The 13,551-nt window shown below is 51.9% G+C and carries 16 protein-coding genes; 8 read left to right on the plus strand and 8 right to left on the minus strand.

Going from position 1 to position 13,551, the window contains the following annotated elements; translation table 11 throughout:
- The first annotated feature begins 72 nt into the window (after window positions 1-72).
- The 5 genes from CLFS41_RS22570 to CLFS41_RS22590 all read left to right on the plus strand — a co-directional run bounded on the left by CLFS41_RS22570 (window position 73) and on the right by CLFS41_RS22590 (window position 3,119).
- Window positions 73-549 carry a rhodanese-like domain-containing protein gene (locus CLFS41_RS22570; protein WP_082082663.1) on the plus strand — a complete coding sequence of 159 codons (477 nt, stop codon included), beginning with the start codon at window positions 73-75 and terminating at the stop codon, window positions 547-549.
- Window positions 550-720: 171 nt separating this feature from the next.
- Window positions 721-1,038, plus strand: coding sequence for a thioredoxin (trxA, locus tag CLFS41_RS22575; protein WP_045093530.1), 318 nt, complete (start codon window positions 721-723; stop codon window positions 1,036-1,038).
- A gap of 407 nt (window positions 1,039-1,445) precedes the next feature.
- On the plus strand, window positions 1,446-1,691 hold the full coding sequence (locus tag CLFS41_RS22580) for a 4Fe-4S dicluster-binding protein (RefSeq protein ID WP_007866711.1): 246 nt from the start codon (window positions 1,446-1,448) through the stop codon (window positions 1,689-1,691).
- A gap of 1 nt (window position 1,692) precedes the next feature.
- Window positions 1,693-2,403: a hypothetical protein gene (locus CLFS41_RS22585; protein ID WP_045093531.1), complete on the plus strand. Its 711-nt coding sequence runs from the start codon at window positions 1,693-1,695 to the stop codon at window positions 2,401-2,403.
- A 32-nt stretch (window positions 2,404-2,435) separates the two neighbouring features.
- Entirely contained in the window at window positions 2,436-3,119 is a 684-nt protein-coding gene (locus tag CLFS41_RS22590) for a Crp/Fnr family transcriptional regulator (RefSeq protein WP_007866714.1), read from the plus strand.
- A 5-nt stretch (window positions 3,120-3,124) separates the two neighbouring features.
- Here the strand turns inward: CLFS41_RS22590 and CLFS41_RS22595 are convergent, their stop codons facing one another.
- Window positions 3,125-4,024, minus strand: a complete 900-nt coding sequence (locus tag CLFS41_RS22595) for a LysR family transcriptional regulator (RefSeq protein WP_007866716.1) — start codon at window positions 4,022-4,024, stop codon at window positions 3,125-3,127.
- A gap of 155 nt (window positions 4,025-4,179) precedes the next feature.
- Here CLFS41_RS22595 and CLFS41_RS22600 point away from each other — a divergent pair, with 155 nt between their 5' ends.
- The 3 genes from CLFS41_RS22600 (at window position 4,180) to CLFS41_RS22610 (ending at window position 6,807) form a co-directional block, all read left to right on the plus strand.
- On the plus strand, window positions 4,180-4,797 hold the full coding sequence (locus tag CLFS41_RS22600; RefSeq protein WP_007866718.1) for a chromate transporter: 618 nt from the start codon (window positions 4,180-4,182) through the stop codon (window positions 4,795-4,797).
- Window positions 4,794-5,375, plus strand: coding sequence for a chromate transporter (locus CLFS41_RS22605; protein ID WP_007866721.1), 582 nt, complete (start codon window positions 4,794-4,796; stop codon window positions 5,373-5,375). Before CLFS41_RS22600 ends, CLFS41_RS22605 begins: the two co-directional genes overlap by 4 nt.
- A gap of 100 nt (window positions 5,376-5,475) precedes the next feature.
- A complete protein-coding gene (locus CLFS41_RS22610; RefSeq protein WP_045093532.1) occupies window positions 5,476-6,807 on the plus strand; it encodes a Na+/H+ antiporter NhaC family protein in 1,332 nt (443 codons plus the stop codon).
- 40 nt (window positions 6,808-6,847) lie between these two features.
- Here the strand turns inward: CLFS41_RS22610 and CLFS41_RS22615 are convergent, their stop codons facing one another.
- The 7 genes from CLFS41_RS22615 to rfbC form a co-directional block, all read right to left on the minus strand.
- On the minus strand, window positions 6,848-7,762 hold the full coding sequence (locus CLFS41_RS22615; protein ID WP_045093533.1) for a hypothetical protein: 915 nt from the start codon (window positions 7,760-7,762) through the stop codon (window positions 6,848-6,850).
- A 279-nt stretch (window positions 7,763-8,041) separates the two neighbouring features.
- Entirely contained in the window at window positions 8,042-9,019 is a 978-nt protein-coding gene (locus CLFS41_RS22620) for a carbohydrate kinase (protein ID WP_045093534.1), read from the minus strand.
- A gap of 26 nt (window positions 9,020-9,045) precedes the next feature.
- Entirely contained in the window at window positions 9,046-10,071 is a 1,026-nt protein-coding gene (locus CLFS41_RS22625) for an alcohol dehydrogenase catalytic domain-containing protein (protein WP_007866732.1), read from the minus strand.
- Between the two features lie 127 nt (window positions 10,072-10,198).
- The gene (locus tag CLFS41_RS22630; protein ID WP_045093535.1) at window positions 10,199-11,338 is read right to left on the minus strand and encodes an ROK family transcriptional regulator; all 1,140 of its coding nucleotides are present in this window, start codon (window positions 11,336-11,338) and stop codon (window positions 10,199-10,201) included.
- 147 nt (window positions 11,339-11,485) lie between these two features.
- Window positions 11,486-12,085: a SprT family zinc-dependent metalloprotease gene (locus CLFS41_RS22635; protein WP_045093536.1), complete on the minus strand. Its 600-nt coding sequence runs from the start codon at window positions 12,083-12,085 to the stop codon at window positions 11,486-11,488.
- A 62-nt stretch (window positions 12,086-12,147) separates the two neighbouring features.
- A complete protein-coding gene (locus CLFS41_RS22640) occupies window positions 12,148-12,960 on the minus strand; it encodes an ABC transporter permease (protein ID WP_045093537.1) in 813 nt (270 codons plus the stop codon).
- Between the two features lie 33 nt (window positions 12,961-12,993).
- Entirely contained in the window at window positions 12,994-13,548 is a 555-nt protein-coding gene (rfbC, locus tag CLFS41_RS22645) for a dTDP-4-dehydrorhamnose 3,5-epimerase (RefSeq protein ID WP_045093538.1), read from the minus strand.
- Window positions 13,549-13,551: the final 3 nt, after the last annotated feature.

The following is a 13,551-nucleotide window of genomic DNA, read 5'->3' on the forward strand; positions in this document are numbered from 1 at the left end:
ACATTTTTAACTGTATGTTTTATAGTTACAGCATGAACTGTATCAAAACCAATTACAGAAAGGAGCCATGTGATGAAGAAACTAAATCCCACCCTATTTGCTGTTTTTCTCCTGTGCGGCGCCGCCCTGGCCGCGTGCAGCACATCCGGCGGCACCGCAACAGCAGCTCCCCCGCCTTCTGCGCAGGCAATGCCCCAGGAAACACAAGCACAGGAAGCACAGCCCCAGGAAGCACAGGGCACCTACCGCAAGATCACGGCCCAGGAAGCAAAGGCAATGATGGATAAGGGAAACGTTACGGTGGTGGATGTGCGCAGGTCGGATGAATATGCGGCAGGACATATCCCCGGCTCCATCCTGGTTCCAAATGAGGAGATCGGCGACACACAGCCGGAAGAACTTCCGGACCTGGACGCGGTCCTTTTAGTCCACTGCCGCACCGGGATAAGGAGCAGGCAGGCCTCCGACAAATTGATCAAATTGGGATATACCAATGTCTATGATTTTGGCGGCATTGCAGATTGGCCCTATGACACGGTGACAGAGTGAAATAAAACCCTGTCCGTCCTCTTATAAGTTTGGCTTAAAGGAGGAATCTTAAACATTAGATATAAGAATGAATGTTTGGTGATTTTTGTCACATAACTCTCCGCTAAAATGTGGTATGCTATAAGCAGTTAATGAAATAATAATATTGAATATAAATCAGGAGGTTTTATCATGGAAATTAAACATTTATCTAAAAGCGAATTTGATCAGGCAGTAAACGCAGGGGATGATCTGGTGATCGTTGATTTCTTTGCAACATGGTGCGGTCCCTGCAAGATGCTTTCACCCGTTGTAGAGCGTATGGCTGACAAGTACGGGGACGTACATTTTTATAAGGTAGATATTGATGAGGAGATCGATCTTGCTTCCCGTTTCCAGGTCATGAGCGTTCCCACCCTCCTCTACATGAAAAGGGGCGAGATCATTGGTAAGTCCGTAGGTCTTGTGTCCCCGGCCGATATGGAGCGGGAGATCCAGAAGAATAAATAGTCTGCACGATCCTTACAAAATTGGTAACAGTTCAGAACGGCGGGAAAATGGGTGCAAAAGCGGGCATTAAGCTTGCTTATAAGTCCGTTTTTACACCCATTTTCACATCGGACGGACATCCGATGCTTCTTGACCGGCTTTTCCGGTCAAGAAGATGAGCTGTCCTGAACAGTTACCAAAATAGATTTAAAAACCGCGGTCCCTCACACAGGCCGCGGTTTTTAATTTTTATACGGTACATCTGTACACCGCTTCCGTACATTGCTTCTATGTGACCGCGGTCACCGACCCTATCCCCGGTATGTGGTATCCTTTAACAAGATACAGTGTACTCCCATAGTCTCCCGCTACCCGGATTTGCGGGATGACTCCGAGAGTACACTACAGCAAACCGGAGGTATTTAATAATGAAACCCTTATCTAAATCCATTGCCTATGTTCACCAAGACGACTGCGTTGCCTGCGGCTGCTGCCTTAAGGTATGTCCACGCCAGGCCCTGGACATCTGGAAGGGCTCCTACGCAGTGGTACACCCGGACCTGTGCGTGGGATGCGGCAAATGCTCCAGGGAATGTCCTGCATCTGTCATTGATATCATTCCCCGCCAAATAAAAACCAACTCATCTTCAGACAACCGGAAAGGAGAAGCATAGTATGGGCAGCACATCAAAATCAGATTCCATTTCCCGGAAAATAAAAGCCGGTTCCGGCAAACACTGGTACGATTATTTATGGATCGCCTCCCTCGCTTACCTGATCCTGGGATTTTTCAACATCATGTTCGCCTGGCTTGGCCTGATCTGTTTTCTGGTCCCTCTGTTCATCTCCCTGTCCGCAGGCTCCAAGCTTTACTGTAACCGGTACTGCGGCAGGGGACAGCTGTTTTCCGTTATGGGGAAAACATTCCGCCTTTCCTCCAACCGGCCCATTCCCAACTGGATGAAGTCCAGGGCATTCCGCTACGGCTTCCTTGTCTTTTTCCTGGTCATGTTCTGCCAGATGCTTTTGGGCACCTACCTGGTGTTCAGGGGAAGAACCGGTTTAAAACAGGTGGTGACTGTGCTCTGGACCTTCCGCCTTCCCTGGAACCACGCCTATTACGTTACAGGGCTTCCCCTGTGGATGTCACAGTTTGCATTCGGCTTTTACAGCGTGATGCTCACCTCCACCATACTGGGCCTGGTTACCATGGTACTGTTCCGCCCCCGCTCCTGGTGCGTCTATTGTCCCATGGGCACCATGACCCAGATGATCTGCAAAGCCAAAGCAGGCACTCAGACAGATTCTTTGACAAAGGACAAAAAACAGGATACACTTATGGCAGATGAGTGTGCTCCCGGAATCTCCCGGCACACAGATTTGTGAGATGATTTTTTGTTAAAGGAGGAACATCTGCCATGAGTACTGTTTCCTATAATATAACAGAGACCTTAAAAACCAGCTATCCCTTCTGGGACCATCTCAGTCCCGGACAAAAGGACCAGCTGGTTTCCTGTTCCCACATCCGCGCCTACTCCCCCGGCAGCTTTATCCACAGCCGCTCCGAGGAGTGCCTGGGTGTGATCCTTGTGCTTTCAGGCCAGGTCCGCACCTATATCCAGTCTGAGGAAGGACGTGAGGTAACCCTGTTCCGGCTGGGTGCCGAGGATGTGTGCACTCTTTCCGCTGCGTGTATGATGCAGGAAATCACATTTGACATTTTCATAGAGGCTGTGGAGGAATCCACCCTTCTCATCACAACGGCTGCCTGCATCCACCGCCTGATGGAGGATAATATCTATGCGGAAAATTACATTTACCGCCGGACAGCGGAACGTTTCTCCGATGTGATGTGGTCCATGGGCCAGCTCCTCTTTTCCAGCTTTGACAAACGCCTGGCCGCATATCTGGCCGATGAGCAGGTTAAGTCCCGGACTAACACCATTTCCACCACCCATGAACAGGTTGCAAAAAATCTGGGTACGGCCCGGGAAGTGGTTTCCAGGATGCTGAAATATTTTGAAAAGGAAGGGATTGTTTCCCTTGGAAGGGGGACCATCACGGTGGTGGACACCCGGAAGCTGCGTAAGCTGCTGGCATAAGGCCCTTATCCTGTTTTGGAGTTTCCCGGAAACTCCTCCCCCTTGCAGATTTCCACCAAGGTCCTTGCGCTTTGGGACAAAAACTTGTTCTTATGGTAGATCACGGAGTATTTGCGGCTCAGGGCCATTCCCTTGATCTTAAATTCCGCAATCTCCCCCTTTTTAAGGCTTTCCTGCACAAGAGAATATGGCAGGATGGATATCCCCAGCCCTGACCTGACCCCGTGAAGAATGGCCTGATTGCTGGCGCTCTGCCACAGCGGAGCAACCGCCAGCTCCTGGGCGGCCAGCAGACCATCAAATATCTCCCTGCCCGCGCTCCCCTTTTCCCTGAGGATAAAATCCTGATCCTTCACTTCGGCCAGTTCCTTCAGCGTCCTGCCCGCAAAGGCATGTTCCACGGAACAGATAAAAGCCAGCCTGTCCCCCTGGAAGCTCTCGCTGAGTATATAGCTGCTGTGGGATACCCCCTCTATGACTCCGATATCGATCTGATTATCCAGGATCTGCTGCTCAACACTCCCGGAATTTCCAATGAATGCCTCCACCCGGACGGAAGGATATACCTGCTTTAACCTGTTGATATACTGGGGAAGCAGATAGGTGCCAATGGTAATGCTGGTGCCCACCCTCAGCTGTCCCACCGCGTCCTGGTCCCTGATCCCCTGCTCCATCTCGTCAAACAGGTCTATAAGATGTCTGGCATACTGAAGGGCCCTGCGCCCATTATCCGTCAGGTACAGCTTGCGTGAGATCCGGTCAAACAGCTTTACCCCATAATATTCCTCCATCTCCGATATGGCCAGGCTGATGGACGGCTGGGCAATAAACATCTGGGCCGATGCCGCCGTCATACTCCCCGTCTCACATACAGCCACAAAGATCCGTAAGTGGCGCAGCGTCATACTATTTCTCCTTTCCAATTTTCCCGGCCCATGGATCAGCCGAAAATATATAATGGTTTTATTATAAATATTATTTAATTATAGTATTTTACATATATATTTGCAAGCTGTATAGTGTATAGAGACAGAATAAACGCGGAAAGGAAGTACTCCCTATGGTCGTCAATGTAAAATCCCAGCCCGCGTCCCATCCAAAGGGGCGCCGCTCTTTATTATGTAAGCTTTTTATCTCTACCCTGTACCTGAGCACCTTTACCTTTGGAGGCGGGTACGTGATCATCACCCTGATGAAAAAGAAGTTCGTGGACGAATACCACTGGATCGATGAGCAGGAAATGCTGGACCTGGTGGCCATTGCCCAGTCCTCTCCGGGGGCCATTGCCGTCAATGGCGCCATTGTGGTGGGCTACAAGCTGGCGGGCATGGCCGGCGTTCTCACCTCCGTGTTAGCCACGGTCATCCCTCCCTTTGTCATCCTCTCTGCCATTTCCCTGTTCTATGCGGCGTTCCGCTCCAACCTGGTGGTGGGCTGGATGCTGGGCGGCATGCAGGCCGGAGTGGGAGCCGTCATTGCCCAGGTCGTGTGGGAAATGGGCAGCGGTATTGCAAAGAACCGGCAATGGATCTCTGTATGCATCATGATCGCTGCGTTTGTTGCCAACTATATTCTTAATGTGAACGTGATCCTGATCATCCTGATCTGCGCCCTGATCGGTGTGGCCCGCACCCTCCGAGCGGAAAAGACGCGCAAGGAAGGAGGCCGGACATTATGATTTATTTTCAGCTGTTCCTGAGTTTTCTTCAGATTGGCGCCTTTAGCTTTGGAGGCGGATATGCCGCCATGCCCCTGATCCAGAATCAGGTGGTGGACCTGCACCATTGGCTGAACCTGGCTGAGTTTACCGACCTGGTAACCATTTCCCAGATGACCCCCGGACCCATTGCCATCAATTCAGCCACCTTTGTGGGGACCCGGATCGCCGGAACCCCAGGCGCCCTGGCAGCCACGGCCGGGTGCGTGCTGCCCTCCTGTATCCTGGTAACCCTGCTGGCACGTATCTATCTGAAGTACCGAAACCTGAGCATTATACAGGGTGTGCTCCAGTCCTTAAGGCCCGCGGTGGTGGCCATGATCGGCGCTGCCGGTGTCAGCATCCTGGTGACTGCCTTCTGGGGGCTGGGCGGATTTACGCCGGACCTCCAGGCGCTCAACCTGCGCTCTGTCTGCATTTTCCTGGGCGCTCTGGTACTGCTGATACGTTTTAAAATGAGCCCTATCCTGGTAATGGTGCTGTCCGGCGTGTTTGAGACAGTGTGCCAGCTTATCATGCGGTTCCTGCCGTACAAATGAAACCCATTGACTTTATATCCCTTACGCTATAGAATACCATATAGAATATAATAAGCGGCCGCTTGTCGGCCGCCTATTTTTCCGTATCAGGGGGATTAAAATGATTGCTGAAATCATCACACTTGGACTGTTTCTGGCAGGGCTTGGCCTGTGTATCTTTACAGGAATACAAATCCTGTACGCGCTTTTGTTTGGGCTTGCCTGCTTTTCCCTCTACACCCTTTCCAGAGGGTATTCTGTCAGGGAAACCTGCTCCATGCTGGGAGAAGGCATGGGAAAAGTTAAGAATATCCTTATCATCTTTGTGCTGATCGGCTCCCTTACATCCATCTGGCGCACCTGCGGCACCATTCCCTTTATCCTGTACCATGCCATGGGGTTGATCGATCCCAGGTTCTTTGTGCTGTGCACATTTCTCCTGTGCTCCATGATGTCCTTTCTCACAGGCACCTCGTTTGGGACTGCCAGCACCATGGGTGTTATCTGCATGCTGATATCCAACGCGGCCGGTCTGGATCCCGCCCTCACAGGAGGAGCGGTCCTCTCCGGCAGCTTTTTTGGGGACCGCTGTTCCCCCATGTCCTCCAGCGCCCAGCTGGTGTGCACCCTGACCAGGACCGATATTTACACAAACCTGAAAAATATGTGCCGCACCTGTCTCATTCCCCTGCTCATAAGCTGTATCCTGTACGTGGCTCTGGCAGGAAGGGAAACAGGGGCGCAGGTGGACAGCGGCCTGTTGGCACTGTTCCGGGACAACTTCTCCCTTCACCCGGCAACAGCCCTTCCCGCCCTTATCATTCTCGGACTGGCCCTTTTCCATGTGGATGTAAAATACGCCATGGGTGCCAGTATTGCTGCCGCTGCCGTGGTGGCGGTCCTGTATCAGGGAGCTATGCCTGCGGATCTTATGAAAAGTCTCTGGACCGGTTACCGGGCAGAATCCGAAACACGCCTGTCATCCCTGTTAAATGGAGGCGGTATATCCTCCATGGTCAAGGTGGGCATCATTGTACTGATCTCTTCCTCCTACTCCGGCATTTTTTCCCGCACCCGCCTGCTGGCCGGTGTGAAATCCGTACTCCAGCGCTCAGCCAGGATCTTTACGCCGTTTGGGACCGTGGTGGTCACTTCCGTACTGTCCTGTGCCGTGAGCTGCAACCAGAGCCTGGCAACCATACTGACCTGCCAGATGTGCGATACCCTGTATCCCAGCAAGGAAAAACTGGCTCTGGCCCTTGAAGATACCGTGATCGTGCTTGCGGCCCTGGTTCCCTGGGGAATTGCAGGCGCCGTACCTGTGGCCACCATCGGAGCGCCCATGGTGTGTATGCTGTACGCATTTTACCTGTACCTGCTTCCCGTGTGGAATTTGCTCACTGCCTTTTACCATGAACGGCCCAAAGCGCCGGTGCCTGCCTCTCACTCATGAGGCTCCAAAGGAAGGCCGTCCGGGTCATGGAAAAATTCCTTCAGCTTATCATCTCTGCTCCTATGGTATAACTCCATCCGCCATCTTGGAATGTTGCCTTTACATCTGTAAAATAATATGCCCCTGTGCCGCTTCTGTACTTTCTCGCATTGCAGTTCACAGTGATCACATCGCCATCCCCGCCCTCATCGGCCGTCTCCGTGACGGATATCTCCTCAATGGTTATAAGTATCCCATGTTCCAGGCCCTTTTGGGGGTCCATGATCCCATCCTGTGTCAATTGCTCCGGCGTGGAGAGGAATCCCCATACATTAAAACTACCGCCTCCCATGTACGCCAGGCCTTCCTTTTCCGCATCAGTCAGGGATTCCATCTGGGTTAAGTCAAAATAGCTCTCTGTGACCCCGTCATTCAGCCCGGGATCCACCTCCGCCAGATCCCGGATCAGCTGTTTGTAGAATTCCAGTTCCCTGCTTCCCCTTTCCTCCGTGACCTGAAGTTTCCGGTAACTAAACTGCCCAGGATATGTTTCCTGCACAGCCCCATTCCAGGTCAGGTCCACGATCATCCCTGTTTCTAGGTCCGATACCTGGATCGCCTTCTGATCCACATCTTTCAGAACCTCACCGTGCCCCACATGGTACAGGCCTTTCATATCATCCAGGCCGCAGACCAGCATGCTGCTTTCCTTTACATCCAGGATCTCAAAACGATTAACGGTTTCTTCCATCGGGGGCGGAGTATCTTCATTTCCCTGTATTCCCGTTGTCCCCGGCATTCCTGCCTCCTCTGCTGCTCCTGGTGTGTCCGTCTCTCCCGCTGCTCCTGCTGTTCCTGTCTCCACCGGCGTTCCTGCTGTCCCAGCCCCATCCGCTCTCTGGCTGCATCCGATCAGCACCGCCATGCACAGCACTAGGATCCAGGCCCCGCTTCTTCCTGTGATCATCCGTTTCATGTCCCATGTTCCTCCTTCTCTCGCTGTAGTGTCAGTATGCTTTGATTATATCAGAACTGCGGAGCCCATACCTTATTATTTACTGAATATTACATTACCGTGATATTAATATTCATCTCTTACCGGCGATTGGGATCTGCCTCAAGATGAAGTCTCCGGACAACGGCATTAAGGGGCAACTGAGAATAAAAAGGATCCCCTTTGTCAGTTTGGCTGAGCCAGGGGATCATACTTGATTCTTTCTTTACAATGATTGGGTTCCAAAGGAATTTCAAATAATCATCCCCGGGTGACGGTCCTTTGTTTCACCACCGCCTCCACCTCCGCCAGCTCAGGCATTGAGCGCAAAGCCCCCTTCCTAGTGGTGACAATGGACGCCGCCCCGCTGGCGCCTGTGAGCATTTCTCCGACCTTATCCATGGTCAGGGATCCCAGCGGATGGTCCAGGAGATAATTCAGGCAATATCCGCAGAACGTATCTCCCGCTCCCGTGGTGTCAATGGTCCGGTCCGTTAAAAACGCCTCTGCTTTCAGGGAATTTCCAGCCCAGTAAGCCCTGCTCCCTTCTGCTCCTGCCGTGACCAGAATAAGGGGAATACCATATGTATCCTGTAAACGGCGCACCCCTTCCCCCTCATCCTCGGTCCGGGTCATGAAACTCAGCTCTTTATCCTCGATCTTCAGGATATCGCACACAGATACCCCGTAAATCATCTGTCTCCTGGCCTCCTCCATATCCTCCCAGAGAGGCGGACGGAGATTGGGGTCAAAGGAAATCATACATCCGCTGGCCTTTGCACATTCCACCGCCTCCTTGGTGGCCCTGCGCACTCCATCGTGGGTCATGGACAGGGTGCCAAAGTGAAATATCCTGGAATGGCGGATCATATCCAGATTCACCTCATCCGGCCTCAGGGCCATATCAGCGCCGGGGTTACGGTAAAATGAGAAACTCCTGTCCCCCGATCCGTCTATGCTTACAAAGGCAAGGGTTGTATGGACCTCATCCGACATGACCAGGCCGTCCAGGCCAATGCCTGCTTCCATAATAGCATCTTTCAGGAACCTTCCATGAATATCATTTCCGATCTTACCGATAAATCCCACCTGCCTGCCGCATTTTGCCAGCATGGCCAGGACATTACACGGTGCGCCGCCCGGATTCTGCTCCAGGACAGGATTTCCCTGGGCGCTCAATCCGGAGGGAGTGAAGTCGATCAAAAGCTCTCCCAGCGCTGTCACATCATAGTTTGTCATTGTCTTCCCCTCTCCGTTCACGTCTCTTATTCCTGTACGTTGATGATAACCTTCATGGTGCTCTCCCTGTTCTCATCTATGTACTGGTAGGCCTTCAGGTAATCCCCAAACGCAAAATGCTTGGAAACCAGAGGCGCCAGCACCACCTTTTTCTCATTCACAAGACGGATGGCATCCAGATAGTCCTCATTCCGGTACATCATGCTGGTGTTCAGGTCCAGCTCATGGTCGTTGAGAACCGCCAGGTCAAGCTGTCCCGGACCTGCAAATACGGCCACCAGGATGATGACGCTTCCCTTGCGGGCATATTTGATCGCCTGGCCCATGGTAATGTTGTTGCCTGCGCAATCATAGATCACGTCCGCCTTATCCGGTCCGAAGTTATGGACCATAGCCTCACCGAAGTCCTGATTCCTGGTATTGACACAAAAATCAACTCCGCACTCCTTAGCCTTTTCCAGGCGGAGGCTGCTGACATCGGTGATCATCACCTGGTCTGCTCCCATTCCTTTGGCTGCCTGGGCCACCAGTATGCCGATGGGTCCTGCTCCCAGAACCGCGATCTTTGCCCCTTTCACATCCCCCGCCCGTCTCACTGCATGGACGGCGACAGCCAGGGGCTCGATCATGGCGCCTTCGTCATAACTCATCTCATCCGGCAGAGGGGTAACCTTTGCCTGGTCAACAGCAAAGTAATGGGAGGCAACACCGGTGGTCTGAAACCCCATAACCTTAAGTTCCTCACACAAATTGTATTTGCCGTGGCGGCATGGATAGCAGCGGCCGCAGACCACCTGGGGCTGGATAGTCACCTTCTGCCCCGGCTTTATTCCTGACACCGCTGTCCCTGTCTTTACCACCTCGCCGGAAACCTCATGTCCCTGGGTCACGGGATAGCTTGTAAACGGATGCTCCCCGTGGTACACATGGATATCCGAACCGCAGACACCGATCTTCATAATCTTGATCAACACTTCATTCTCACCGATCTCCGGTACCGGAATCTCACGAAATTCAATTTTTCCCGGAGCTGTCATTACCTGCTGCAACATATGGTTTTCCCCTTCTCTTTGTTTATATATGATCTTTTATAAAATATTTTATTAAAGTAATTATATTATTGCACTGCTAATAAATTTTGTCAATATGGTATTTGCATTTTCCGGCTTTTTCCCCCTTTTATATCAGGGTCCTGAAATACTCATCCAGGAAGGTCATGGCAATCCCCACGGCGGAAGCCTCCTTCTCATAGCCGCAGGTCCTCAGATACAGGGTGTCGTTGTCAAACATATTATACGCCATTACCTTGTGTTCCAGCTTTGACATGTACTGCTTCAGATAACCGCCCACATATCCCCCCAGCACAATGTCACAGTCAAAAGCCATCCTGAGATTCGTTATGACGATGGACAGGTCCTCCAGGTAGGTATCCCAGATTTCCATGGCTTCCCGGTCCCCCTGTTCCAAAAGCTGGAAGAAATCAGCCAGCCCTGCGTCCTCTCCCGCAAAGGAAGACAGCACTCCTGCGGAACAATAGGGATCCACGCATCCGCGCTTTTTGCAGTAGCAGGGCTTTCCCCCAGGATGTATGATCATATGCCCAAACTCGGCACTGCGGAAATGATCCCCGGCATATATGGTATTGTCCAGATACACCGATCCCCCCACCGTGTTGCTGAGGGAGAGATAAACCGCATCCCGGTCCGTCCCCTGCAGTTCTGCAATGGCGGCGCTGTTGGCATCATTTTCAAAGTGGACCGGATAGGGGATCAGGCGGCTGATCACCTCCAGATTAATATCACTCACCTGAAGGATATGGGAACGGATCAGACGGGCGTTCTCTTTATCAATGATCCCAGGCATGGAAATACCTACCCCCAATAGTTTATCCCTGTTAATCCGGCGGCTCTCCCCGGCCTGGTCCAGAAACTTCTCCAACTCCCCCGCCACTTTCTCATAATACTCAGATGTATTCTCATACCGCCTGCGGATCCGGTGTCCGCACACAGCATCCCCGTTCAGGTCAATGATCACATAGCTGACATGGTTGGCCGTAATGTCTATGCCCGCCGCGTATTTTACACTCTTTACAACCGACAGGGCCTTGGCCTTGCGTCCTCCTGTGGATTCGTACTCCCCCACCTCCTCCACAATACCGGCTTTCATTAACTCCTTCACATTCTGGAGGACCGTGGGCATACTAAGTCCCAGCTCCACGGCAAGCTCAGGTTTGGAAATATGCTTTCTGAGACGGATGTGGCTGGCGATCCTAGCCTTGTTCAGGCGCTTTTTCTCTGCTGCTTTTTCATTTATCTTCATATGATCCGCCTACTTTCATCAATGCTTTCATAAAAGTAATCATACATCCCCGCTGGTTATAATGCAATGTATTTTCTCTGGGACAGGGCAAAAAAAGAGGCCTGAACAGACCTCCTTTTAATTTCTATGTACCCTCGGCGGGCAGGCTTACACCTGGCCTCCGTTCTCCTTCAGCCATTTCCTGCGCCTTTTATAATCAGGCATGATCCGCTCCACCTCGGTCCAAAATCTGGAAGAATGATTCATCTCCCTGCGGTGGGCCAGCTCGTGGACCACCACATAGTCCAACACCTCCGGAGGCATAAGGATCAGCTTCCAGTGAAAATTCAGGTTTCCCCGGGCGCTGCAGCTGCCCCACCGGGTCTTTGCAGCCCGTACCGTGATCCGGTTATAGGTCACGCCCATCAGACCAGCATAATACGCGGCCCTGTCTTCCAGCTGTTTCCTGGCCTTTTTCCTGTACACTGCTTCCAGCCCGGGATCCTGCACATAGTCAGGCTGGGGCCTTTCCTCCCGGATGCGGCGCCTTTCCTCTGTAAGAAACCACTTCTGGACGATCCAGTCCTGGCGTTCCCGGATAAAGTCCATCACGGACTGGCCCGGTATTCTCTGGGGGACACGGGCACAGACCCGCCCATCGGCATTGACCTCCAATCCCATGGTCCTGCGCCTGGAGTAGATCACCTCCACGGGGATCACCCCCTCTTCCTGTCCACGGCGCCAGTTGATTTCCACTTTTCGTATCATTGAAAACACCTGCTTTTTACAAAATACCTGAAACCGGGTCTAAACATCCGGAAACACACGCTCTAAAGCACATCGGAAAAATGCGGCCTGAGACGCTTGAACATCTTAAGTCCAACCAGGAACACGGTGATCGTCACCGCCCAGTAATATATGGTCATAAGCGGCCGTTCCCAGAACCAATTTCCGGTGAGCATGCTGTCCCTATAACCGGCGGCAATATAATAAAATGGATTAAACTTTAACAGGGACACGATCCAGGGCCTGTCTGAAAACATAGACTCCGCATACATGATAGGCGTCATCCAGATCCCAAACTGAAGACAGATACCCACGATCTGCGTCATATCCTTAAAAAACACATTGACCGCGCTGGTGAAAAACCCGATCCCAAGAGCCAGCATACTGGCTGCAAAGGTATAATAAATGGCCTGGATCCAGGTAATTCGGACCTGTACTCCCGTAACCAGGTACATGCCGATCATGATCAGCACAAAAAATCCATGGACCAGAAGGCAGCTCACCAGCTTGATCAGGGGAAGGATCTCCACCTTAAACACCACTTTTTTTACCAGGTAGCTGTATTCCTGAAGGCAGCCCGTGATCGCGTTCATACATTCACTGTAAAAGAACCAGGGCACGATACCGGGGACCAGCCAGGCCACATAGGATGCCCCAGGCACGGGCGGCGGCGTCTTAAAGCCTCCCTCACCAAATATAAAGGCATAGATGGCAATGGTCACAATGGGCTGTATGAACATCCACACAATGCCGAAATAGGATCCCACAAACCGCTTGCGGAAATCCGCCTTGCCTAAATCCCAGATCAGCTTTCTCTTCTCTATAATCTCCTTACCAAGAGACAGTACGTAATTCATATGTTATTTCCTTTTCCAATGCCACTTAGACAGCTAAAATTTAAAAGTATCCTCAAGGCCGCTCCACTTCTTGTCCTTGTCGGAGATGATCAGCTCCATGCCCTCTTCAATGGGCCACTGAACCCCGATCTGCGGATCGTCCCATTTAAGGCCGCCCTCATCGCCGGGATGATAGAAGTCCGTACATTTGTAAGCAAACTCCGCTTCATCAGAGAGCACCAGGAAACCATGGGCAAACCCCTCCGGAATATAGAACTGCTTTTTGTTCTCCGCAGAGAGCACCACGCCGAACCATTTTCCATATGTCTCAGAATCAGAGCGCAGGTCCACTGCCACATCAAACACAGTTCCCCTGACCGCGCGCACCAGCTTGCCCTGGGGATACTGTTTCTGGAAATGCAGGCCTCTCAGCACGCCTTTCACGGACATGGACTGGTTGTCCTGGACAAATACCATATTCAGTCCCGCTTCCCTGAAATCGTTCTGATTATAAGTTTCCACAAAATATCCCCGCTCGTCCTTAAAAACAGTTGGCTCAATCACATATAACCCCTTGGTCTCACAGGGCGTCACTTTTATCTTTCCCATTAT

The sequence above is a fragment of the Clostridium sp. FS41 genome, from assembly GCF_000954015.1.
Classification (GTDB): domain Bacteria; phylum Bacillota; class Clostridia; order Lachnospirales; family Lachnospiraceae; genus Enterocloster; species Enterocloster citroniae.

Bases quoted from the DNA above. Each gene is read 5' to 3' on its own strand.
- CLFS41_RS22570 (WP_082082663.1), top strand. From the start codon at position 73: ATGAAGAAACTAAATCCCACCCTATTTGCTGTTTTTCTCCTGTGCGGC.
- trxA (WP_045093530.1), top strand. From the start codon at position 721: ATGGAAATTAAACATTTATCTAAAAGCGAATTTGATCAGGCAGTAAAC.
- CLFS41_RS22580 (WP_007866711.1), top strand. From the start codon at position 1,446: ATGAAACCCTTATCTAAATCCATTGCCTATGTTCACCAAGACGACTGC.
- CLFS41_RS22585 (WP_045093531.1), top strand. From the start codon at position 1,693: ATGGGCAGCACATCAAAATCAGATTCCATTTCCCGGAAAATAAAAGCC.
- CLFS41_RS22590 (WP_007866714.1), top strand. From the start codon at position 2,436: ATGAGTACTGTTTCCTATAATATAACAGAGACCTTAAAAACCAGCTAT.
- CLFS41_RS22595 (WP_007866716.1), bottom strand. From the start codon at position 4,024: ATGACGCTGCGCCACTTACGGATCTTTGTGGCTGTATGTGAGACGGGG.
- CLFS41_RS22600 (WP_007866718.1), top strand. From the start codon at position 4,180: ATGGTCGTCAATGTAAAATCCCAGCCCGCGTCCCATCCAAAGGGGCGC.
- CLFS41_RS22605 (WP_007866721.1), top strand. From the start codon at position 4,794: ATGATTTATTTTCAGCTGTTCCTGAGTTTTCTTCAGATTGGCGCCTTT.
- CLFS41_RS22610 (WP_045093532.1), top strand. From the start codon at position 5,476: ATGATTGCTGAAATCATCACACTTGGACTGTTTCTGGCAGGGCTTGGC.
- CLFS41_RS22615 (WP_045093533.1), bottom strand. From the start codon at position 7,762: ATGAAACGGATGATCACAGGAAGAAGCGGGGCCTGGATCCTAGTGCTG.
- CLFS41_RS22620 (WP_045093534.1), bottom strand. From the start codon at position 9,019: ATGACAAACTATGATGTGACAGCGCTGGGAGAGCTTTTGATCGACTTC.
- CLFS41_RS22625 (WP_007866732.1), bottom strand. From the start codon at position 10,071: ATGTTGCAGCAGGTAATGACAGCTCCGGGAAAAATTGAATTTCGTGAG.
- CLFS41_RS22630 (WP_045093535.1), bottom strand. From the start codon at position 11,338: ATGAAGATAAATGAAAAAGCAGCAGAGAAAAAGCGCCTGAACAAGGCT.
- CLFS41_RS22635 (WP_045093536.1), bottom strand. From the start codon at position 12,085: ATGATACGAAAAGTGGAAATCAACTGGCGCCGTGGACAGGAAGAGGGG.
- CLFS41_RS22640 (WP_045093537.1), bottom strand. From the start codon at position 12,960: ATGAATTACGTACTGTCTCTTGGTAAGGAGATTATAGAGAAGAGAAAG.
- rfbC (WP_045093538.1), bottom strand. From the start codon at position 13,548: ATGGGAAAGATAAAAGTGACGCCCTGTGAGACCAAGGGGTTATATGTG.